A 21,899-nucleotide genomic window follows, 5' to 3' on the forward strand; every position below is an offset into this window, starting at 1 on the left:
AGGTGGGGTAGACCATGAACGCGCCGTACGACGGTGACCGCGGCCGGGCCGCGGGCAACTCGGGTCACCCCGAGGGCCCACCGCCCGGACCCGGTGCGGACATGTACGCGCACGAGGGCTACGACCAGGAGCCCTACGGTCAGCAGCCCTACGGCGGGCAGCCCCAGGCGCAGCAGCCCCCCGACCCGCGGTCCTGGACCCGGCCGCCGGCATCCGCGGCGGGGGAGCAGTCTCCGTACCCGCCTCCGCCTCAGCCGCACGGCGAGGACACCCGCACCATGCAGTTCGTGGGTGCGGGGGGTTCCGCCGACCGGGCCGACGAGGAACAGCGGGACGCCTTCGCCCATCTCTTCCGGGACCAGCAGCAGGCCGACTCGCCCACGATGGACCTCGGCGCGGTCACGGCACCCGTCGCCGCTCCCGGCCCCGTGCAGGCACCGCCCCCCGCGGCGGAGACGCAGCCGGTACCCCAGGCGAAGAAGGGCGGCCGCGCCTCCGGGCTGCTGAAGTCCAGCGCGGTGATGGCGGCGGGCACGATGGTGTCCCGGCTGACGGGCTTCGTGCGGTCGGCGCTGATCGTGTCGGCGCTGGGTCTGGGCGTGCTGGGCGACTCCTTCCAGGTCGCCTACCAGCTGCCGACGATGATCTACATCCTGACCGTCGGCGGCGGTCTGAACTCGGTTTTCGTGCCTCAGCTGGTACGCGCGATGAAGGACGACGAGGACGGCGGCGAGGCCTTCGCCAACCGGCTGCTGACGCTGGTGATGGTGGCCCTCGGGCTGCTCACCGCCCTGGCGATGCTCGCCGCGCCCCTCCTGGTCCGCCTGCTGTCCAACTCCGTGGCCACCGACCCGGCCGCCAACGACGTGGCGGTCACCTTCACCCGGTACTTCCTGCCCTCGATCTTCTTCATGGGCGTCCACGTGGTGATGGGTCAGGTCCTCAACGCTCGCGGGAAGTTCGGCGCGATGATGTGGACCCCGGTCCTCAACAACATCGTCATCATCGTCACCCTGGGCATGTTCATCTGGGTGTACGGCACCGCCTCCCACTCGCACATGGCGGTGGAGAACATCCCGCCGGAGGGGCAGCGCCTGCTCGGCGTCGGAATCCTGCTCGGACTCGTCGTCCAGGCGCTGGCGATGATCCCCTACCTGCGTGAGACCGGCTTCCGGCTACGGCTCCGGTTCGACTGGAAGGGCCACGGTCTGGGCAAGGCCGCGATGCTGGCCAAGTGGACCGTCCTCTTCGTCCTCGCCAACCAGGCGGGCGCCCTGGTCGTCTCCCAGCTCTCCACCTCCGCCGGGGACCACTCCCCCGCGAAGGGCACGGGTCTCGCCGCCTACGCCAACGCCCAGCTCATCTGGGGCCTCCCGCAGGCCATCATCACCGTCTCCCTGATGGCCGCGCTGCTGCCGCGGATCTCCCGCTCGGCGGCCGAGGACGACGGCGGTGCCGTCCGCGACGACATCTCGCAGGGTCTGCGCACCACGGCCGTCGCCATCGTCCCCATCGCCTTCGGCTTCCTCGCCCTCGGCATCCCGATGTGCACGCTGATGTTCGGTACCTCCGGCACCGACGCGGCGACCAACATGGGCTACATGCTCATGGCGTTCGGCCTGGGCCTCATTCCGTACTCCGTGCAGTACGTCGTGCTCCGTGCCTTCTACGCCTACGAGGACACCCGGACGCCCTTCTACAACACGGTCATCGTCGCCGCCGTCAACGCCGGCGCCTCGGCGATCTGCTACTTCGTACTCCCGGCCCGCTGGGCCGTGGTCGGTATGGCCGCCTCGTACGGTCTCGCGTACGCGATCGGCGTCGGTGTCGCCTGGAACCGGCTGCGCAAGCGGCTCGGCGGCGACCTCGACGGCTCCCGTGTGCTGCGGACCTACGCACGTCTCGGCATCGCCTCGGTGCCCGCGGCGCTGCTCAGCGGAGCGGCCTGCTACGCGATCGGCCACTCGCTGGGCCAGGGCGTCGGCGGCTCGTTCGCCGCCCTGCTCGGCGGTGGCGCCCTGCTGCTCGGTGTCTTCTACGTCGCCGCGCGGAAGATGCGCATCGAGGAACTCAACTCGATGGTCGGCATGGTCCGCGGGCGCCTGGGGCGCTGAGGCCGGGGTAACCGCACAACCATCGTCCGCCGCCGCGTGTCGTGCACTGCGACGGACTGTGGGCACAATTGGTTTCTGCGTCGGACAGTGCGCATCGGATGGGGAGGCAGGGACGACGGTGGCGGAACGGAGCATGTCTGCCGTCGACGTGGCAGACGACAGCGGCGACAAGCCGCTGACCGCCAAGGCGGACCAGTCCACGTCCGACGGGGTGGCCCAGAAGCGGGAGCGGGAAACGGACGGCGAAGAGGCACAGGGAAACGGCAGGACCGAGGACACGAACGCGGCCTCGCCGCCCGAGCTGCACAGCGGTCACAAACTCGCCAGACGCTACCGCCTCGAGGAGTGCGTCACCCGTCTGGACGGATTCAGCAGTTGGCGCGCGGTCGACGAGAAGCTGCGCCGTGCCGTCGGCGTGCACATCCTGCCGGCGGACCACGCCCGGGCTCGGTCGGTGCTGGCCGCCGCCCGCTCCGCCGCCCTCCTCGGTGACCCCCGCTTCGTCCAGGTCCTCGACGCCGTCGAGGAGAACGACCTTGTCTATGTCGTCCACGAATGGCTGCCGGACGCGACCGAGCTGACGGCTCTGCTGGCCGCCGGGCCGCTGGAGGTGCACGACGCCTACCAGATGGTCACCCAGGTCTCCCAGGCCATGGCCGCCGCGCACCGCGAAGGTCTGGCCCATCTGCGCCTCACCCCGGGCGCGGTGCTGCGCACCTCCTCCGGGCAGTGGCGCATCAGAGGACTCGCGGTCAACGCCGCGCTCCGCGGGATCAGTTCCGACACCCCGCAGCGCAGCGACACAGAGGCGATCGGCGCACTGCTGTACGCCTCGCTGACCCAGCGCTGGCCCTACGAGGACGACGCCTATGGGCTCTCAGGACTGCCCAAGGGCGTCGGGCTGATCGCACCCGACCAGGTGCGGGCGGGGGTGCACCGCGGTCTGTCCGAGCTCGCGATGCGCGCCCTCGCGAATGACGGTGCCACCGCCTCCCGCCACGAATCGCCGTGCACCACGCCGGAGGAAATGGTCAAGGCGATCGGCGAGATGCCCCGCATCCGTCCACCGGAGCCCGCGTTCACCGCCCCGCCGGAGTACCAGCGCACCACCTTCCAGCAGGGCTACGGCCGCCCGGCCCCCCACCCGGGGGTCACGCAGCCGGTGGCGCCGCCTCCGCCCGCGCTGCAGAGCCGTACCGGCAAGGCCCTCAAGTGGGCCGTCTCGGCCCTCCTCATCGTCGCCCTGGGCCTCGGCAGCTGGCAGCTCGCCGACGCCCTCATGGACCGGGGCGGGAAGTCCGACGACACGGGTACGACCCACACGACGGACGGCGGCGACAAGAACAGCGAGGCTCACAAGCCTGTCAAGCCGCTCACCATCGCCGGCGCCAAGGAGTACGTCGTCGAGGGCTCGCCCCAGGCAGCCCAGGACGTCGGCAAGACCTACGACAGTGACCCGTCCTCCTATTGGCGCACCAAGAGCTACAACGACGGTCCCCGGCTCGCCCCGTACAAGCCGGGCGTGGGCATCGTCTACGACCTCGGCTCCGCCAAGTCGGTGTCGGCGGCCTCGATAGCGCTCCGGTACCCGGGCAACCGCACCTCGGTCCACCTGTACGCCGCCGACTCGCTGTCGCCCGCCGGCTCCGTCAGCTCCATGACCGAGATCGGCTCCGCCACCACCAGCGGCAACAAGATCTCCCTGAAGGGAAAGAAGCCCGTGAAGACCCAGTACGTGCTGCTGTGGATCACGGACGTGCCCTACGCGCCGGGGGACAATTTCAGCGGCTCCGGCTACAAGCAGGCCATCACCGATGTGACGTTCACGGGCTGAGAACGCGGCAGGCGACGCGGGGAGGGGGTCCGATGGCGGAAGACGCCGGTTACGGCGGTCTGAGCGATCAGGACCTCCTCTCCCGTCATGTCGAGGGGGAGCACGAGGCCTTCGGGGAACTCGTGCGCCGCCACCGCGACCGGCTGTGGGCGGTCGCGCTGCGTACCCTGGGGGACCGCGAGGAGGCCGCCGACGCAGTCCAGGATGCCCTGGTCTCCGCCTACCGGGCCGCGCACACCTTCCGCGGCAGCTCCGCCGTCACCACCTGGCTGCACCGCATCACGGTGAACGCCTGCCTCGACCGCGCCCGCAAGGCAGCCTCCCGCAGGACGTCCCCCGTGGAGGACGCCGAGCGGCTGGAACAGCTCCTGGAGCCGCACGAGTCGGCCTCCGCGCCGGCCGAGCGCAACGATGTGCACCGGGAGCTCTTCCAGGCGCTCGCCACCCTGCCCGCCGACCAGCGCGCCGCGCTCGTCCTGGTGGACATGCAGGGCTATCCCGTGGCGGAGGCCGCCCGCATCCTCGACGTGCCCGTCGGCACGGTGAAGAGCCGCTGCGCGCGGGGCAGGGCGAGACTCCTGCCGCTGCTCACCCACCTCCGCCCGGGTGGTGACGAGGACACCGGCCTCCGGTCGGACGACGGGGGGAGCCCTCCGGGGAATCCGAAGAAATCCGCCTCCGGAAGGAACCGGACGCAGGGACCGTCCGTCCCACCCGCAGCGAAACCACGGGACGCGGGACCGAGTGATGCAGCCGCTGTGAGGAACGGAGGTGGGCAGGCATGACATCCACGACCGACAAGGCCGGACACCCGGACGTCGACGAGCTCTCCGACCTCAGCGAGGACCTGCTCCCGCCGTCTCGCACGGAGGAAGTGCAGGGGCATCTGGAGGGCTGCGCCTCGTGTGCCGAGATCTACGCGTCACTCACCGAGATCCGTGACCTGCTCGGCGCCCTGTCGGGCCCCACACGCATGCCCGAGGACGTGGCCGCCCGGATTGATGCGGCCCTGCTCGATGTTTCACGTGAAACCGACTCGGTCGCCGATGTTTCACGTGAAACATCGGCGACCGAGTCGGCGGCCATGTCCCCCTCCACGACGGCGCCCGCCCCTGCCCCTTCCGTGGCGTCCGCCCGCCCCGCCGGACACGGCCGTGCGGCTACTGGTCCGGGACGTACTGGCCGCCCGAGCCGACGCCGTCGGACGGTTCTCCTCGGTGGCGTGGTCACCGCCGCCGCGCTGGGTCTCGGCGCACTGCTCACCCAGACGCTGGACAACGGCGGGGAGAACGACGCCGCCTCCGCGACGGCACCGCACACCGATGCCGCTCACACGTACTCCGAGGGGACCCTTCCGGACCAGGTGACCACCCTGCTGGGCTCGGACAGGGGAGGCGCCGAGAGTGGCAGCGCGAAACCCTGGAACGCCGATCCCGGCGAGGACTCCTCAGCCAAGTCCTCGGGGACCGCAATGCAGCCGAACAAAACCCTGCGCGGTACGACCGTCGACATCCCTCCCTGTATCGAGCGGGCGATCGACGGCCACCAGGCGGTCCTGGCCGCCGACAAGGGCGTCTACAAGGACGCCCGCGTCTACCTCGTGGTGACGCCGGACGCCTCCGACTCCTCGCGGGTCGCCGCCTATCTGGTGGACGCCTCCTGCACCGCACGGTCCGACGCCTCCGGCACCGGCACAGTGCTCCTGAGGCAGACTTACGCACGCTCCTGAGCGTGCGTGACGCGTGCCCCGACGCACCCGGGAATGCGTGCCGCCTAGGATCCGTTGGGTGGGGTGAGAGCTCGGACTGAGGCTCCCACCGAACCAACGCAGCTGCAGTCTCCAGAGACGAGGAATGAAGCCGTGAGCGACGTCCGTAACGTGATCATCATCGGCTCCGGGCCCGCCGGCTACACGGCGGCGCTCTACACCGCGCGCGCGTCGCTGAAGCCGCTGGTGTTCGAGGGCGCTGTCACCGCGGGTGGTGCGCTCATGAACACCACCGACGTGGAGAACTTCCCCGGCTTCCAGGACGGCATCATGGGCCCCGAGCTCATGGACAACATGCGGGCCCAGGCCGAGCGCTTCGGCGCCGAGCTGGTTCCGGACGACGTCGTCGCCGTCGACCTCACCGGTGAGATCAAGACCGTCACGGACACCTCCGGCACCGTCCACCGGGCCAAGGCGGTCATCGTGACCACCGGCTCGCAGCACCGCAAGCTCGGCCTGCCCAACGAAGACGCCCTCTCCGGGCGCGGCGTCTCGTGGTGCGCCACCTGTGACGGCTTCTTCTTCAAGGACCACGACATCGCCGTGATCGGCGGCGGTGACACCGCCATGGAGGAGGCCACCTTCCTCTCCCGGTTCGCCAAGTCCGTGACGATCGTCCACCGCCGTGACACCCTGCGCGCCTCCAAGGCGATGCAGGAGCGCGCCTTCGCCGACCCGAAGATCAAGTTCGTCTGGGACAGCGAGATCGCCGAGATCAAGGGCGACCCGAAGCTGGCCGGTGTGACGCTGCGCAACCTGAAGACCGGTGAGACCTCGGAGCTTCCGGTGACCGGCCTGTTCATCGCGATCGGCCACGACCCGCGCACCGAGCTCTTCAAGGGCCAGCTCGACCTCGACGAGGAGGGCTACCTGAAGGTCGAAGCCCCCTCGACCCGCACCAACCAGACGGGTGTCTTCGGCGCCGGTGACGTAGTCGACCACACCTACCGCCAGGCGATCACGGCAGCGGGCACCGGCTGTTCCGCCGCCCTGGATGCCGAGCGCTTCCTCGCGGCCCTCGCCGACAGCGAGCAGCAGGCGGAGCCCGAGAAGACCACTGTCTGACCCCGTCCCACACCCCACCGCACCAACCACTTAGGAGCTCGCCGTGGCCGGCACCGTGAAGCACGTGACCGACGATACTTTCGAGCAGGAGGTCCTCAAGAGCGACAAGCCCGTTCTGGTGGACTTCTGGGCCGCCTGGTGCGGTCCCTGCCGCCAGATCGCTCCCTCGCTCGAGGCCATCGCCGCGGAGCACGGGGACAAGATCCAGATCGTCAAGCTCAACATCGACGAGAACCCCGGCACGGCCGCCAGGTACGGCGTCATGTCCATCCCGACCCTGAACGTGTACCAGGGCGGCGAGGTGGCCAAGACGATCGTCGGCGCCAAGCCGAAGGCCGCGATCGAGCGCGACCTGGCGGACTTCATCGCCGAGTAAGCGCTACCGCCGATGATCGCATCGGCGCGATGTTTCACGTGAAACATGGAGGGGCCGGTCCTGCGGACCGGCCCCTCCGCGCATTCCTGGTTGTGGAGCCCTACAGCGGCCGCAGCGCCGGTTCCTTCTGTACGGCGCCGAGAAGCCGGTCCAGGGCCATCTCCACGTCCTCCTTCCAGGAGAGCGTGGAGCGCAGCTCCAGCCTGAGCCGGGGGTGGCTGGGATGGGGCCGCACCGTCTTGAAGCCGACCGCCAGCAGATGGTCCACGGGCAGGAGACAGGCCGGCTCCTTCCAGCGGGCGTCCCCGAAGACCTCGATCGCCTTGAACCCCCGACGCAGCAGATCCTTCGCGACCGTCTGCACCATGACCCGCCCGAGCCCCTGCCCCTGGTATCCCGGCAGCACGAAGGCGGTGATCAGCTGAACGGCATCCGGCGACAGCGGACTCGTGGGGAACGCCGCGGAGCGCGGGACATAGGCGGGCGGCGCGTACAGCACGTATCCCACCGGCACGTCGTCCACGTAGACGACGCGGCCACAGGAACCCCAGTCGAGGAGTACGGCGGAGATCCACCCCTCCTTCTCCTGGGCGGCCGAACCTGCCTGTATCGCGGCCTCGCCGCTGACAGGGTCCAGCTCCCAGAAAACACAGGAACGGCAGCGCTGGGGAAGGTCCTGGAGATTGTCCAGCGTGAGCGGTACGAGCCGACGCCCCATGAAAGCCGTTCCTCGCCTTCCCCGTCACTGCGTCTCGGGCGGTCCGTGAATGCTGCCACCCTCTTCGATCGTAACCAGGATGCGATCTCGCCAGTACCGCCGCAAAGCAAAGAGCGGACCGTCTTCCGGTATGCACCGGAGACGATCCGCCCGAGCCCGAATGGCGGGGACGGTACGTCCCTTCGCCACCGGCGACTCAGTCCTGCAGCTGCTCCTCGTCCTCGTGCAGGCTCCTCTGCAGAACAGGCCCCTCGCCCGGGGCAAGGCTCTCAAGGATCCGCTCAAGGTCTTCCATCGAGGCGAACTCGACGGTGATCTTGCCCTTCTTCTGCCCCAGGTCCACCTTCACCCGCGTCTCGAAACGATCCGAGAGCCGGGTGGCCAGGTCGCCCAGCGCCGGGGAGACCAGCGAGCCGGCACGGGGCTTCTTCGCACGGGCAGTCGGCTTGGGGGCGGTACCCGTCATCAGAGCGACGATCTCCTCGGTGGCCCGCACCGAGAGCCCTTCGGCCACCACCCTGTGGGCGAGCCTGTCCTGCTCCTCCGAGTCGTCCACGGAGAGCAGCGCTCGCGCATGGCCGGCGGAGAGCACTCCCGCGGCCACCCTGCTCTGCACCTTGGGCGAAAGCTTCAGCAGCCGGAGGGTGTTCGAGACCTGCGGACGGGAGCGGCCGATGCGGTCCGCGAGCTGGTCGTGCGTGCAGTTGAAGTCCTGTAGCAACTGGTCGTAGGCGGCGGCCTCTTCCAGCGGGTTCAGCTGGGCACGGTGCAGGTTCTCCAGGAGGGCGTCCAGAAGGAGCTTCTCGTCATCCGTGGCGCGGACGATCGCCGGAATGGCCGTCAGCCCCGCCTTATGACAGGCACGCCAGCGGCGCTCGCCCATGATGAGTTCGTACTCGGCCGGCGGTTCGTACTTCCCGCGGCCGACCTGCCGGACGACGACTGGCTGAAGCAGACCCACCTCCTTGATGGAGGTGATCAGCTCGGCGAGTGCGTCCGGGTCGAAGACGCTCCGAGGCTGGTGCGGGTTCGGGACGATGGAGTCCAACGGCAGCTCTGCGAAGTGGGCGCCGAAGGGCGGCCCAGGCATCTTGGGTGCGGCAGCTTCCTCCGCATGCGGCAGCGCGCCCAGCCCCGCCCCGTTCGGGGCGGGAATCAACGCCCCGAGTCCCTTCCCCAACCCCCTCCGTCGCTCGCTCACTGGATCCCCTCCACCATGTTCTGGTTGTTCTCTGTGCCCATGTGGGCGTGCTCGCCGTCGTAGGTCACCCCGACGCCGCGCAGTGCGATCTCGCGTGCCGCCTCGAAGTAGGAGAGGGCTCCGCTCGAACCTGGATCGTAGGTCAGCACGGTCTGTCCATAGCTCGGCGCCTCGGAGATCCGTACCGAGCGCGGGATGCTGGTCCGCAGCACCTCGTTGCCGAAGTGGCTGCGTACCTCGTCCGCCACCTGGGAGGCCAGCCGTGTCCGCCCGTCGTACATGGTGAGCAGGATCGTCGAGACGTGCAGGGCGGGGTTGAGATGGCCGCGCACCAGGTCGACATTGCGCAGGAGCTGGCCCAGCCCCTCCAGGGCGTAGTACTCGCACTGGATCGGGATGAGAACTTCCGCGCCGGCGACGAGGGCGTTGACCGTCAGCAGACCGAGCGAGGGCGGGCAGTCGATGAGGATGTAATCCAGCGGCTGCTCATACGCCTGGATCGCCCGCTGGAGCCTGCTCTCCCGGGCCACGAGGGAGACCAGTTCGATCTCGGCGCCGGCGAGATCGATTGTGGCGGGGGCGCAAAAGAGGCCCTCGACATCGGGCACGGGCTGGACGACCTCGGCGAGCGGCTTGCTCTCCACCAGGACGTCATAGATGGACGGGACCTCGGCGTGGTGGTCGATGCCCAGCGCAGTGGACGCGTTGCCCTGGGGGTCGAGGTCGACCACGAGGACACGCGCACCGTGCAGAGCAAGTGACGCGGCGAGATTGACGGTGGTCGTGGTCTTCCCCACGCCACCTTTCTGGTTGGCGACCACCATGACGCGGGTCTGCTCGGGCCGTGGCAGGCCTTCGCCGGCACGTCCCAGTGCCTCCACCGCGAGTTGGGCAGCACGGCCGATAGGTGTGTCGTCCATCGGGGGCGGTGTTTCACGTGAAACATCCTCCCCGAACGACTCGGTACGGGGACCGGGGACCGGATCGGCCATCGGTCCCGCGATGTTGGCGTCGGACCGCAAGGATTCACTCTCCTCGACTTCAGACTCGCGATGAACAGAGCCTGCCATGTCTTCGGGGTCACGAACCAGTGAGGCCTGGTGTTCTGTGGAGAAATCCACCTTTGTGGAAAACTCCGTGCCCCTTCCGGGGGAGGGGGCACCGTCGCTACGCGACGAGGTACCGCTCGAAGGGGCGTCGTTCTCCAGGGATCCGAGGTGCCGGCGGTCCCGGGGCGCCGCCGCGGCCCGGTTACGGCCGATGATGCCGTGCAGCAATGAGCGATGTTTCACGTGAAACACGATGCACAGCGGTCGGAGGCAGACCCCTGCGACACTCCGTATCGCACCGCTATGCCTGCATGTGTGGAGTACGCGGCATTCTCAGCGAGGCAGCCACACCCGTACCCGACGCCCTCAGCGGCGTCGCCGTGTCCGTCCCGTGCGCGCCGCCTTGGCCCGCTTGGCGGCGAAGCGGACCCCGCCCGGACTCTCTCCTACCTCGACCCGGACCACGGTGGAGCGCGGGTCCACCACGCCTTCACCGACATGCAGGATGGAAGTCTCGACGGCTCCCAGCTTGGTCAGCGCGACGGCGGCGCTCTTCAGCTCTTCCTCTGCCGCGTCGCCCTTCAGTGCCAGCATCTCCCCATAGGGACGCAGCAGGGGGATCCCCCAGGTGGCGAGACGGTCCAGCGGCGCCACCGCCCGCGCGGTCACCACATGAACCGGTGGCAGCTGGCCCATGACCTCCTCGGCGCGGCCACGGACGACGGTCACATGGTCCAGGCCCAGCAACTCGACGACCTCGGTGAGGAAATTGGTGCGCCGCAGCAGGGGCTCGAGCAGCGTGATCTTCAGGTCCTCACGGACGAGCGCCAGGGGGATACCGGGGAGCCCAGCACCGGAGCCGACATCGCACACGGTCACCGACTGGGGCACGACCTCCGAGAGCACGGCGCAGTTCAGCAGGTGTCGCTCCCACAGACGGGGAACCTCGCGGGGGCCGATGAGGCCGCGCTGCACACCGGTCTCGGCCAGTAGTTCCGCGTAGCGCACCGCATCCGCGAAGCGATCACCGAAGACCGCGCGCGCCTCTTCGGGCGCCGGGGGGAGCTCAGCTGCCTCCGTCACGGGGACCGTCCTTCCGTACGGCTTCAGCGCGCCGGGCGCTGGCCACCAGGGGTATCAGGCTGACAAAGTCCGGCCCCGTCTGCGCAACAGACGGGGCCGGAGGGACGTACGTACCGGATCAGGCAGGAAGCACGACGACGAAGCGCTGCGGCTCCTCGCCCTCGGACTCGCTGCGCAGTCCGGCGGCCTTGACCGCGTCGTGCACCACCTTGCGCTCGAAGGGGGTCATCGGCTGCATCTTCACGGCCTCGCCACTGCTCTTGACCTCGGCGGCGGTCTTGGCCCCCAGTTCCGAGAGTTCGGCGCGCTTGTGGGCCCGGTAGCCGGCGATGTCCAGCATCAGCCGGCTGCGGTCGCCGGTCTCCCGGTGCACGGCCAGGCGCGTGAGCTCCTGGAGGGCCTCGAGCACCTCGCCGTCCCGGCCGACCAGCTTCTGCAGATCACGGCCGCCGGTGTCGCTGATGATCGAGACAGCCGCGCGGTCCGCCTCGACGTCCATGTCGATGTCACCGTCGAGGTCGGCGATGTCGAGCAGACCCTCGAGGTAGTCCGCGGCGATCTCACCCTCCTGCTCCAGGCGGGTCAGATTGTCCGCGCCCTCGGCAGCGGCGGAGGTGGTGCCTTCCGTCACGGGATGGACTCCTTCTTACTTCTTGGACGGGGACTTGGGCCGCTGTGGGCCGCCCTTGCGCTGCCCGGACTGGGCCTTGCTGCGACCGCCGGAACCGGACTTCGGGGTGCCCGCCTTCCGGGCCGCGGGCTGTGAGGCGTCCTTGGGCTGCTCGGACTTGCTCAGCGAGGTCGGCTCCGAGGCACCGGAATCCGAGGACCCCGAGGCATCCGAGGCATTGGCCGCGGTCGACTCACCGGCCGCCTTCGCGGCACCCGACTGACGCTGCGCCTTGGACTGCCGCTTGGGCTGCTGACGCTTGGGAGCGGCCGTCGTCGTGGGCGCGCCGTCCTCGGCGGTCAGGGTGGCGACCGAGCCCTCGCTCTTCACGACGTTGCCGTCGGGCTGAGCGGCCAGTCCGGACTTGGTCAGACCGTTGATGAACTTGCGCTCGAACTCGTTGCGGTCACGGCCCTTGGCGACGATCGCCTTGACGATGGCGCGCTCACGGCGGTTGCGGGTCTTGCCGTGGTTCGTGACGTGCTTGTGCAGCCGCTCCAGGTAGGCCGCCTGGGCCTTGGAACCGGGGGTCGGGTTGTTGCGGATGACGTACATCTGCTGGCCCATGGTCCACACGTTGGTGGTCAGCCAGTAGACGAGCACACCGACCGGGAAGTTGATGCCGAAGACGGCGAACATCACCGGGAAGACGTACATCAGCATCTTCTGCTGCTGCATGAACGGCGTCTTGACCGTCGTGTCCACGTTCTTCGTCATCAGCTGGCGCTGCGTGTAGAACTGCGAGAACGACATCAGGACGATCATGACCGCGGTCACGACGCGGACGTCGGTCAGCGTGGCGCCGAGCGCCTCGACCTTGTCCGAGCTGTCCATGAACTTCGCCGCGAGCGGGGCGCCGAAGATGTGTGCCTTACGGGCGCTGGCGAGCAGGTCGTCGTTGATGACGCCGATCGTCTTGCCCGTCGCGATGCCGTTGAGCACGTGGTAGAGGGCGAAGAAGAACGGCGACTGCGCCAGGATGGGAAGGCACGAGGAGAGCGGGTTGGTACCCGTCTCCTTGTACAGCTTCATCATCTCTTCGGACTGGCGCTGCTTGTCGTTCTTGTAGCGCTCCTGGATCTTCTTCATCTCGGGCTGCAGCGTCTGCATGGCCCGGGTCGCCTTGATCTGCTTCACGAAGAGCGGGATCAGGCAGATACGGATGAGGATCACCAGAGACACGATGGACAGGCCCCAGGCCCAGCCCGTGTCGGCGCCGAAGATCGCGCCGTACACCGTGTGGAACTGGACGATGACCCAGGAAACGGGTGTCGTGATGAAGCTGAAAAAGCCGGCAATCGTGTCCACTAATCATGCTCCTTGGGCATGGGACGAGGTCTTCGCGGCCGGGCTCGAGGGGACGAGGTGTCCTTCGAGGGCCGGTTCGGCGGCGGAGGGCCCGCCCTTGCGTGCGCGCCATGCGTTGCGCAGCGACTGGTGCCACCGCGGACGCTTGCGTTCGGGAACGTGGTCCACACCGCCGAGCGACCACGGGTTGCACCGCAGGATCCGCCAGGCGGTCAGGGCCGTCCCTTTGAGGGCACCGTGCCGGTCGATAGCCGTGTAGCCATAGTGCGAGCACGACGGGTAGTACTTGCAGACCGGGCCGAGCAGCGGACTGATCGTCCACTGGTACAGCTTGATCAGTGCCAGCAGCGGATACTTCATCGCGCGCCCCCTCCCAGGAGCCGTCCCAAAGCGGCATCCAGGTCTCGGGCCAGCTGTGAGTGGTCGGCCTCGCCCGCACCGGGCAGGGCTCGTACGACTACCAGGCTACCGGTGGGCACGAGGTCGACCCGGTCGCGCATCAGATGGCGAAGCCTGCGCTTCACCTTGTTCCGGACGACCGCGCCGCCCACTGCTTTGCTCACGACGAAACCCGCACGCGTCGGGGAAGCACTCTCCCCGGTCGCGTGCGGGTCCGTGACACCGCTGCGAAGATGGACGACGAGTAGCGGGCGTCCGGCCCGACGTCCTCGGCGTACCGCGGTCGCGAAGTCCTCGCGCCGCCTCAGCCGGTTCTCGGTGGGCAGCACGTCATGACCTGTATGCGATCAGGCGGACAGTCGGGTGCGACCCTTGCTGCGGCGGGACGCCAGAATGGCGCGGCCGGCACGGGTGCGCATGCGAAGCCGGAAGCCGTGGGTCTTGGCACGACGACGGTTGTTCGGCTGGAAGGTGCGCTTGCTCACTCGGGGGCTCCAGTAATGAATCGATGGATGGCGGGTGTCACCTGGCTGTCACCGTGCGCCCACGAGTAGCTCGCATTACGCCCGAGTGCACCGCTCCCGATCACTGCATGTGCCCTGGTGGGAGCACTCTGGGTGATCTATGCCCATCGGAGGCAGGCGGCAGCAGCCATCGACAACTCGACCTGGTTACGGTACGCGCGGCGGCGCCATCGGGTCAAACCAGGTCCCCCTCGGGGACACTGTCCACAGGCTGGGGACAACAACTTGAACCGTACGGGCCGCGCTGACTACCGTGGCTGGACTGTCGATTCGTTCCCTTCTCCCGCCGTTGACCCGGCGTGGCCCCGCGGCCGCCCGGCCGACCCGAGTCGCAAACCGATCCGTTCCCGAACCACACGTTCGTGGGACCCGTGAGAGAGCGTGCCCTGTGGCTGACGTACCTGCCGATCTTGCCGCAGTGTGGCCACGCGTACTGGAACAACTCCTCGGAGAGGGCCGCGGACAGGGCGTCGAGACCAAGGACGAGCACTGGATCCGGCGGTGTCAGCCGCTGGCGCTGGTCGCCGACACCGCACTGCTCGCGGTCCCCAACGAGTTCGCGAAGAACGTGCTGGAGGGCCGGCTCGCCCCCGTCGTCAGCGAGACCCTGAGCCGCGAGTGCGGCCGTCCGATCCGCATCGCGATCACCGTGGACGCCTCCTCGGGTGAGCCCGCGGCGCCGCAGCCCACCGCCCCGGCCCGCTACGAGGAACCCGAGCTGCCCGCCCCGCAGAACCGCGAGGCGTACGAGGACCGCGGCCGGGACTCCTACGAGGAGCGCGGCCACGAGAGCTATGAGGAGCGCGGCCGGGACCCGTACGAGGGCGCGAACCGGGACGCCTACGACTACGACGGCAGGGACAGCCGCGGCGGGCGCGAGGGATACGAACCCCGTGGACGGGACGGCCGCGAGGGCCGCGAGGCCTACGAGCCGCACAACCGTGACGTGCGCGACAGCCGTGACATGCGCGACGGGCGTGACTCCCGCGATGCCCGTGACGCACGCGACTCCCGTAATGAATACGAGGGCTACGGCCGCCACCGCGCCGAGGACCATCGGCAGGCTCCCCGCCCCGACCATCACACCGGCGGCCCCGGCGATCAGCTGCCGACCGCCCGCCCCGCCTACCCGGCCGAGTACCAGCGTCCCGAGCCCGGTGCCTGGCCCCGCCCGCAGGAGGACTACGGCTGGCAGCAGCAGCGCCTCGGCTTCCCCGAGCGCGACCCCTACGCCTCACCGGCCCCGGACTACCGCAACCCGTCGCTCGACCGCCCGTCCTACGAGCAGCCGCGACCGGACTACGACTCCCCGCGCGGCGACTACGACCAGTCCCGCTCCGAGCACGAGCAGCAGCGCCCCGACTACGGACAGCGCCGCGAGCTGTCCGAGCCCTCGCCCGGCACCGGCCATGTGCACCGCGGCGGGCCGGTCGGTCCGCATCTGCCCACCACCGGCGCCCCCGGCCCGCTCGCCGCGCAGCCGGCCCCGGCGACCGGCCCCGGCGAACCCACCGCCCGCCTGAACCCCAAATACCTGTTCGACACCTTCGTCATCGGCGCGTCCAACCGCTTCGCGCACGCGGCTGCCGTGGCCGTCGCCGAGGCACCGGCGAAGGCGTACAACCCGCTGTTCATCTACGGGGAGTCCGGGCTCGGCAAGACGCACCTGCTGCACGCCATCGGTCACTACGCGCGCAGCCTGTACCCGGGCACCCGCGTGCGGTACGTGAGTTCCGAGGAGTTCACCAACGAGTTCATCAACTCCATCCGCGACGGCAAGGGCGACAGCTTCCGCAAGCGGTACCGGGAGATGGACATCCTGCTCGTCGACGACATCCAGTTCCTCGCGGACAAGGAGTCGACGCAGGAGGAGTTCTTCCACACCTTCAACACCCTGCACAACGCCAACAAGCAGATCGTGCTCTCCTCCGACCGGCCGCCCAAGCAGCTCGTCACGCTGGAGGACCGGCTCCGCAACCGCTTCGAGTGGGGGCTGATCACCGACGTCCAGCCGCCGGAGCTGGAGACGCGTATCGCGATCCTGCGCAAGAAGGCGGTCCAGGAGCAGCTCAACGCCCCGCCGGAGGTGCTGGAGTTCATCGCCTCCCGCATCTCGCGCAACATCCGCGAGCTGGAGGGCGCGCTGATCCGGGTGACGGCCTTCGCCTCACTGAACCGGCAGCCGGTCGACCTCGGCCTGACCGAGATCGTCCTCAAGGACCTGATCCCGGGCGGCGAGGACACGGCCCCCGAGATCACCGCTCCGGCGATCATGGCGGCGACGGCGGCCTACTTCGGCCTCACCGTGGAGGATCTGTGCGGCACCTCGCGCGGCCGTGCGCTGGTGACGGCCCGGCAGATCGCGATGTACCTGTGCCGGGAGCTGACGGACCTCTCCCTGCCGAAGATCGGCGCGCAGTTCGGCGGTCGTGACCACACCACCGTGATGCACGCCGACCGCAAGATCCGCGCGCTGATGGCCGAGCGCCGCTCGATCTACAACCAGGTCACCGAGCTGACCAACCGCATCAAGAACGGCGACTGACACGGCGGCCGAGGCCGGCCGACAGCACCGACAGCACCGACAGCACCGACGCCACCTCGCGACGAGGGCGCCCCCGGAACCACTTCCGGAGGCGCCCTCGTCCGCGTTCCGGCCTCCGCCCGCTCCGCGCACCCGCTCCGCGCACCCGCCCCGCGGCACCCCGGGCCGCCGCGAACCGCCCCGCACCACCCCGAGCCGCGCCGCTCGCCGACCGCCACCCCGCTCGCCGGTGTTCGAATTGAGCCCGGGGTTACGGCCTTCCTCCACAGATTCGGCGGGTTTTTCGCGTCCACACCCTGGGGACCGCGAAGTTGTCCCTACTGTGTCCACAGGCACCCCGAGGCAAAATGGATCACCGCAGGTCAGTGCCTTGTGGATACGTGGACGAACGATCTCCACAGGCTGTGGACAGAGCGGCGGTCCACAGGCGGTGGACACGGTTGTCCACGGGGAACCCACAGGTGGGAGCGCGTTTTCCCCAGCGAAAGGGCGCTTCTCCACATCCCTGTCCACTGTTCGGCAAGCCGAGAGCCGCTCTCACCGTGTCGAGTGAAACAGGTCACAGGAAGCTGCCGGACGGGGCTGTGGGAAACCCGGCGAAAGCTGGGGACGCGTCTGGGGAGAAGTAGCCCCACCCTGTGCACGGGGTGTGCAGAACTTTCCGTTCTCCACAGAGACCCCGGGTTGTCCACGGGCTCCGCCCACAGGGTCAGTGGACAAAATTTGGGCCCTGAGCTGGGAAAACGGGGTTATCCACGGTATCCACAGCCCCTACTACTACTTCCAACCAGTTAGAGCGAGGAATCCGTTTCGAAGCGGGTCCTGTGCACAACTGCCCCTCGGCTGCCCGACCGCCCCTCGTCACGACTTGACCCCGAGGGGCACCTACTGTCAGTGCGGTGCGTCAGACTGGTCCCGGTGTTCTTCCCCGCCGAGGGACCGGGGACACCACGACAGACGACGGCCAGCAGGGCGACAGACGCCGGCAACAGCAGGAGGCGGCAACGGTGAAGATCCGGGTGGAACGCGACGTACTCGCGGAGGCAGTGGCCTGGGCGGCGCGCAGCCTCCCGGCCCGTCCGCCGGCGCCGGTCCTCGCCGGCCTGCTGCTCAAGGCGGAGGACGGGGCGCTGAGCCTGTCCAGCTTCGACTACGAGGTCTCCGCACGGGTGTCGGTGGAGGCCGAGGTCGAGGAGGAGGGCACGGTTCTCGTCTCGGGGCGGCTGCTCGCCGACATCTCGCGCGCCCTCCCCAACCGGCCGGTGGAGATTTCCACAGACGGTGTACGGGCGACGGTGGTGTGCGGCTCCTCGCGCTTCACCCTCCACACCCTGCCCGTGGAGGAGTACCCCTCGCTGCCGCAGATGCCGAACGCCACGGGCACCGTCCCTGGCGAGGTGTTCGCCTCCGCCGTGCAGCAGGTGGCCACCGCGGCCGGCCGCGACGACACGCTGCCCGTGCTCACCGGTGTCCGCATCGAGATCGAGGGCGACTCGGTGACGCTGGCGTCCACCGACCGCTACCGCTTCGCGGTCCGCGAGTTCCTGTGGAAGCCGGAGAACCCGGACATCTCCGCGGTCGCCCTGGTGCCCGCCAAGACGCTCCAGGACACCGCCAAGGCGCTCACCAGCGGCGACCAGGTCATCCTGGCGCTCGCGGGTTCGGGCGCGGGCGAGGGCCTGATCGGCTTCGAGGGCGCGGGCCGCCGCACGACCACGCGACTGCTCGAGGGCGACCTCCCGAAGTACAAGACGCTGTTCCCCACGGAGTTCAACAGCGTCGCCGTGATCGAGACCGCCCCCTTCGTGGAGGCCGTCAAGCGCGTGGCCCTGGTCGCCGAGCGCAACACCCCGGTGCGGCTGAGTTTCGAGCAGGGCGTGCTGATCCTGGAGGCCGGTTCCAGCGACGACGCACAGGCTGTGGAAAGGGTCGACGCCCAGCTCGAGGGCGACGACATCTCGATCGCCTTCAACCCCACGTTCCTGCTGGACGGCCTGAGCGCGATCGACTCCCCGGTCGCTCAGCTGTCGTTCACGACGTCCACCAAGCCGGCCCTGCTCAGCGGCAAGCCGGCCCTGGACGCGGAGGCGGACGAGGCCTACAAGTACCTGATCATGCCGGTGCGGCTGAGCGGCTGAGCCCGACGGACCGGTCGGCCGCCTCGACGGCGGTCGGCCGTGGCGGCGAAAGCCCAGGTGACGGCGTACGTCTGAGCGCGTATGCCCACGGATGTGCGCACGCGTCCGGGTTTAGGCTCGGACGCGGGCACGCCAGTGCCTTCCCGGTACGCCAGTGCTCTTCCCGCCACGTCGCAACCTAAGGAAAACAACTGATGGAGCTCGGTCTCGTCGGCCTCGGCAAGATGGGCGGCAACATGCGCGAGCGCATACGCCGTGCCGGTCACACCGTCATCGGGTACGACCGCAACCCGGATCTCGCCGATGTCCACAGCCTCGAGGAGCTTGTGGGCAAGCTGGAGGCCCCGCGGGTCGTGTGGGTGATGGTCCCGGCCGGAGCCCCCACCCAGTCCACGATCGACGAGCTGGCCGAACTGCTCGACCCCGGCGACGTGGTCGTGGACGGCGGCAACTCCCGCTGGACGGACGACGAGAGGCACGCGCAGGAGCTGGCCGCCAAGGGCATCGGCTTCGTCGACTGCGGAGTCTCCGGCGGCGTCTGGGGCCTGGAGAACGGCTACGCGCTCATGTACGGCGGCGACGCGGAGCACGTCGCCGCGGTGCGGCCGGTCTTCGAGGCGCTCAAGCCGGAGGGCGACTTCGGCGCGGTGCACGCCGGCAAGGTCGGCGCCGGGCACTTCGCGAAGATGGTCCACAACGGCATCGAGTACGCCATGATGCAGGCCTACGCCGAGGGCTGGGAGCTCTTGGAGAAGGCCGACTCCGTCACGGACGTGCGGGAGGTCTTCCGCTCCTGGCAGGAGGGCACCGTCATCCGCTCCTGGCTGCTCGACCTCGCGGTCAACGCCCTCGACGAGGACGAGCACCTGACGGAGTTGAAGGGGTACGCGCAGGACTCCGGCGAGGGCCGGTGGACCGTGGAGGCCGCCATCGACCACGCCGTGCCGCTGCCCGCGATCACGGCCTCGCTGTTCGCGCGGTTCTCCTCCCGGCAGGAGGACTCGCCGCAGATGAAGATGATCGCCGCGCTGCGCAACCAGTTCGGCGGGCACGCGGTGGAGAAGAAGTAACCCCGCCGCCACAGGCGACCGGACACGAAGCAAGCAGGACCCGAAGGCTGGGGAGGTCGGCGAACGACCATGCACGTCACGCATCTGTCGCTGGCCGACTTCCGCTCCTACGCGCACGTGGAGGTCCCGCTCGACGTGGGCGTCACGGCGTTCGTCGGGCCCAACGGCCAGGGCAAGACCAACCTGGTCGAGGCCGTCGGCTACCTGGCCACGCTCGGCTCCCACCGCGTGTCCTCCGACGCGCCCCTGGTCCGCATGGGGGCCGAGCGGGCCATCGTGCGCGCCCAGGTCCGGCAGGGCGAGCGGCAGCAGCTCCTGGAGCTGGAGCTCAACCCCGGCCGGGCCAACCGTGCCCGCATCAACCGTTCCTCGCAGGTCAGGCCCCGGGACGTGCTCGGCATCGTGCGCACCGTGCTGTTCGCGCCCGAGGACCTGGCCCTGGTCAAGGGTGACCCCGGGGAGCGCCGGCGCTTCCTGGACGAGCTGATCACCGCCCGCTCGCCCCGCATGGCCGGAGTGCGCTCCGACTACGACCGGGTGCTCAAGCAGCGCAACACCCTGCTGAAGTCGGCCGCGCTGGCCCGGCGGCACGGCGGCCGCTCGTTGGACCTGTCCACGCTCGACGTGTGGGACCAGCACCTGGCCCGCGCGGGCGCCGAACTCCTCGCCCGGCGGCTGGACCTGATCGCCGCCCTGCGCCCGCTCACCGACAAGGCCTACGAGCAGCTCGCGCCCGGCGGGGGTCCGGTCGGCCTGGAGTACAGACCCTCGGCGCCCGGCGAGGCGCACACCCGCGAGGACCTGCACGAACAGCTTCTGGCGGCGCTGGCCGAGGCACGCAAGCAGGAGATCGAGCGGGGCGTGACGCTCGTCGGACCCCACCGCGACGACCTGCTGCTCAAGCTCGGGCAGCTGCCGGCCAAGGGATACGCCTCGCACGGCGAGTCCTGGTCGTACGCGCTGGCGCTGCGGCTGGCCTCCTACGATCTGTTGCGCGCCGAGGGCAACGAGCCGGTGCTCGTCCTGGACGACGTCTTCGCCGAGCTGGACGTCCGGCGCCGTGAGCGGCTGGCCGAACTGGTCGCTCCCGGCGAGCAGGTGCTGGTGACCGCCGCGGTCGACGACGACGTACCGGACGTACTGGCGGGGGCGCGGTACACCGTGTCCGGGGGAACGGTGGAGCGCGCATGACGACCGACGAGCCGGCCCCCGGCGCGCAGCCCGGCGGGACCCCGGGCAAGGCCCCCGAGCCCTCCGGCGTGGACCTCGCCCGGGTTGCGCTGCGCGCCGCCAAGGAGCAGGCACGCGCCCGGGGCGAGGCGGCGGCGCAGCAGCGGCGGGGCGGCCGGCGCCAGGGCGGCGCGCGCTCCGGCGCACGGCGGGACGGCCGCGACCCCCTGGCGCTCGGCGCCGCCATCAACCGGCTGATCACCGAGCGGGGCTGGGAGACGCCCGCCGCGGTGGGCGGGGTCATGGGCCGCTGGCCTGCGATCGTCGGCGAGGAACTGGCCCGGCACTGCGTCCCGGAGCGGTACGACGAGGACGAGCGGGTGCTGACCGTGCGCTGCGACTCCACGGCGTGGGCGACGAATCTGCGGCTGCTCGCCCCCCAGCTCGTCGCCCGTCTCAACGAGGACCTCGGCCACGGTGCCGTCCGGCAGATCAAGGTGCAGGGTCCGGGGGGTCCCGCACGCCGTTACGGGCCGCTCAGGGCCCCCGGAAGCACCGGTCCCGGCGACACCTACGGGTGAGCTGCGTCACGTCTCGCGGGGCAGGGGCACCTCGCGCCTGTGCCCGTCGTTCGCACGCCCGCGCGGGCGCCCAGGAGCCGCGGAGTGGTCCGCCGGCGCGCACCGGCTGCCACACCTCCTCCACAACTCGCCATCAAAGCGGAGAAACCGCACGTCAGAGCGGGGAAAACGGAACCCACGCGGTTGCGAACGGGCCTCTGTCCGCCCTCTTGCGGAGGGTTGACACCCGGAAGCGCTGAGTGCCGCTGTGAGCCTCTTGGGGCCCCGCTCCGAATATGGGGAGTCG

The 21,899-nt window shown here is 69.7% G+C and carries 20 protein-coding genes; 11 read left to right on the top strand and 9 right to left on the bottom strand.

Annotation, left to right across the window (positions count from 1 at the left end; all coding sequences use genetic code 11):
• The first annotated feature begins 14 nt into the window (after positions 1 to 14).
• From murJ to trxA, 6 genes are all read left to right on the top strand, one after another.
• Positions 15 to 2,114: a murein biosynthesis integral membrane protein MurJ gene (murJ, locus tag OHB09_RS16480; RefSeq protein WP_191890339.1), complete on the top strand. Its 2,100-nt coding sequence runs from the start codon at positions 15 to 17 to the stop codon at positions 2,112 to 2,114.
• Positions 2,115 to 2,232: 118 nt separating this feature from the next.
• The gene (locus tag OHB09_RS16485) at positions 2,233 to 3,948 is read left to right on the top strand and encodes a protein kinase family protein (RefSeq protein ID WP_093591152.1); all 1,716 of its coding nucleotides are present in this window, start codon (positions 2,233 to 2,235) and stop codon (positions 3,946 to 3,948) included.
• Positions 3,949 to 3,980: 32 nt separating this feature from the next.
• Positions 3,981 to 4,733: an RNA polymerase sigma factor SigM gene (gene sigM / locus OHB09_RS16490; RefSeq protein WP_191853943.1), complete on the top strand. Its 753-nt coding sequence runs from the start codon at positions 3,981 to 3,983 to the stop codon at positions 4,731 to 4,733.
• Positions 4,730 to 5,677 (top strand): anti-sigma factor family protein, encoded by a 948-nt coding sequence (locus tag OHB09_RS16495; protein WP_191890338.1) that lies wholly within the window; start codon positions 4,730 to 4,732, stop codon positions 5,675 to 5,677. The genes sigM and OHB09_RS16495 overlap by 4 nt, the downstream gene beginning before the upstream one ends.
• A gap of 132 nt (positions 5,678 to 5,809) precedes the next feature.
• Positions 5,810 to 6,781 (top strand): thioredoxin-disulfide reductase, encoded by a 972-nt coding sequence (gene trxB, locus OHB09_RS16500; protein WP_006141305.1) that lies wholly within the window; start codon positions 5,810 to 5,812, stop codon positions 6,779 to 6,781.
• Between the two features lie 43 nt (positions 6,782 to 6,824).
• Complete coding sequence (trxA, locus tag OHB09_RS16505; RefSeq protein ID WP_006141304.1) at positions 6,825 to 7,157, top strand: thioredoxin; 333 nt, start codon at positions 6,825 to 6,827, stop codon at positions 7,155 to 7,157.
• 100 nt (positions 7,158 to 7,257) lie between these two features.
• On the opposite strand, the gene OHB09_RS16510 is transcribed toward trxA, so the two are convergent.
• From OHB09_RS16510 to rpmH, 9 genes are all read right to left on the bottom strand, one after another.
• A complete protein-coding gene (locus OHB09_RS16510) occupies positions 7,258 to 7,875 on the bottom strand; it encodes a GNAT family N-acetyltransferase (protein WP_328728978.1) in 618 nt (205 codons plus the stop codon).
• 196 nt (positions 7,876 to 8,071) lie between these two features.
• Positions 8,072 to 9,076 carry a ParB/RepB/Spo0J family partition protein gene (locus tag OHB09_RS16515; RefSeq protein ID WP_328922167.1) on the bottom strand — a complete coding sequence of 335 codons (1,005 nt, stop codon included), beginning with the start codon at positions 9,074 to 9,076 and terminating at the stop codon, positions 8,072 to 8,074.
• The gene (locus OHB09_RS16520) at positions 9,073 to 10,146 is read right to left on the bottom strand and encodes an AAA family ATPase (protein ID WP_078631013.1); all 1,074 of its coding nucleotides are present in this window, start codon (positions 10,144 to 10,146) and stop codon (positions 9,073 to 9,075) included. Before OHB09_RS16520 ends, OHB09_RS16515 begins: the two co-directional genes overlap by 4 nt.
• Positions 10,147 to 10,491: 345 nt before the next feature.
• Positions 10,492 to 11,208, bottom strand: a complete 717-nt coding sequence (gene rsmG, locus OHB09_RS16525) for a 16S rRNA (guanine(527)-N(7))-methyltransferase RsmG (protein WP_040895878.1) — start codon at positions 11,206 to 11,208, stop codon at positions 10,492 to 10,494.
• 118 nt (positions 11,209 to 11,326) lie between these two features.
• Positions 11,327 to 11,839 carry a Jag family protein gene (locus OHB09_RS16530; protein WP_093591164.1) on the bottom strand — a complete coding sequence of 171 codons (513 nt, stop codon included), beginning with the start codon at positions 11,837 to 11,839 and terminating at the stop codon, positions 11,327 to 11,329.
• A 15-nt stretch (positions 11,840 to 11,854) separates the two neighbouring features.
• The gene (gene yidC, locus OHB09_RS16535) at positions 11,855 to 13,186 is read right to left on the bottom strand and encodes a membrane protein insertase YidC (RefSeq protein ID WP_319116671.1); all 1,332 of its coding nucleotides are present in this window, start codon (positions 13,184 to 13,186) and stop codon (positions 11,855 to 11,857) included.
• Between the two features lie 3 nt (positions 13,187 to 13,189).
• Positions 13,190 to 13,546 (bottom strand): membrane protein insertion efficiency factor YidD, encoded by a 357-nt coding sequence (gene yidD / locus OHB09_RS16540; protein WP_006141297.1) that lies wholly within the window; start codon positions 13,544 to 13,546, stop codon positions 13,190 to 13,192.
• Complete coding sequence (rnpA, locus tag OHB09_RS16545; RefSeq protein WP_006141296.1) at positions 13,543 to 13,914, bottom strand: ribonuclease P protein component; 372 nt, start codon at positions 13,912 to 13,914, stop codon at positions 13,543 to 13,545. The genes yidD and rnpA overlap by 4 nt, the downstream gene beginning before the upstream one ends.
• An 18-nt stretch (positions 13,915 to 13,932) precedes the next feature.
• Positions 13,933 to 14,070 (bottom strand): 50S ribosomal protein L34, encoded by a 138-nt coding sequence (gene rpmH / locus OHB09_RS16550; RefSeq protein WP_006141295.1) that lies wholly within the window; start codon positions 14,068 to 14,070, stop codon positions 13,933 to 13,935.
• Positions 14,071 to 14,497: 427 nt separating this feature from the next.
• Between rpmH and dnaA the strand changes: the two genes are divergently transcribed.
• The 5 genes from dnaA to OHB09_RS16575 all read left to right on the top strand — a co-directional run bounded on the left by dnaA (position 14,498) and on the right by OHB09_RS16575 (position 21,613).
• Complete coding sequence (dnaA, locus tag OHB09_RS16555; RefSeq protein WP_328728974.1) at positions 14,498 to 16,654, top strand: chromosomal replication initiator protein DnaA; 2,157 nt, start codon at positions 14,498 to 14,500, stop codon at positions 16,652 to 16,654.
• 1,007 nt (positions 16,655 to 17,661) lie between these two features.
• The gene (gene dnaN / locus OHB09_RS16560) at positions 17,662 to 18,792 is read left to right on the top strand and encodes a DNA polymerase III subunit beta (RefSeq protein WP_006141293.1); all 1,131 of its coding nucleotides are present in this window, start codon (positions 17,662 to 17,664) and stop codon (positions 18,790 to 18,792) included.
• Between the two features lie 194 nt (positions 18,793 to 18,986).
• The gene (gene gnd / locus OHB09_RS16565) at positions 18,987 to 19,862 is read left to right on the top strand and encodes a phosphogluconate dehydrogenase (NAD(+)-dependent, decarboxylating) (RefSeq protein ID WP_328922168.1); all 876 of its coding nucleotides are present in this window, start codon (positions 18,987 to 18,989) and stop codon (positions 19,860 to 19,862) included.
• A 69-nt stretch (positions 19,863 to 19,931) separates the two neighbouring features.
• Positions 19,932 to 21,053 (top strand): DNA replication/repair protein RecF, encoded by a 1,122-nt coding sequence (recF, locus tag OHB09_RS16570; RefSeq protein ID WP_328922169.1) that lies wholly within the window; start codon positions 19,932 to 19,934, stop codon positions 21,051 to 21,053.
• Entirely contained in the window at positions 21,050 to 21,613 is a 564-nt protein-coding gene (locus OHB09_RS16575) for a DUF721 domain-containing protein (protein WP_006141290.1), read from the top strand. Before recF ends, OHB09_RS16575 begins: the two co-directional genes overlap by 4 nt.
• Positions 21,614 to 21,899 lie beyond the last annotated feature (286 nt).

It is taken from the genome of Streptomyces griseoaurantiacus (assembly GCF_036189845.1).
In the GTDB taxonomy this organism is placed as follows: domain Bacteria; phylum Actinomycetota; class Actinomycetes; order Streptomycetales; family Streptomycetaceae; genus Streptomyces; species Streptomyces griseoaurantiacus.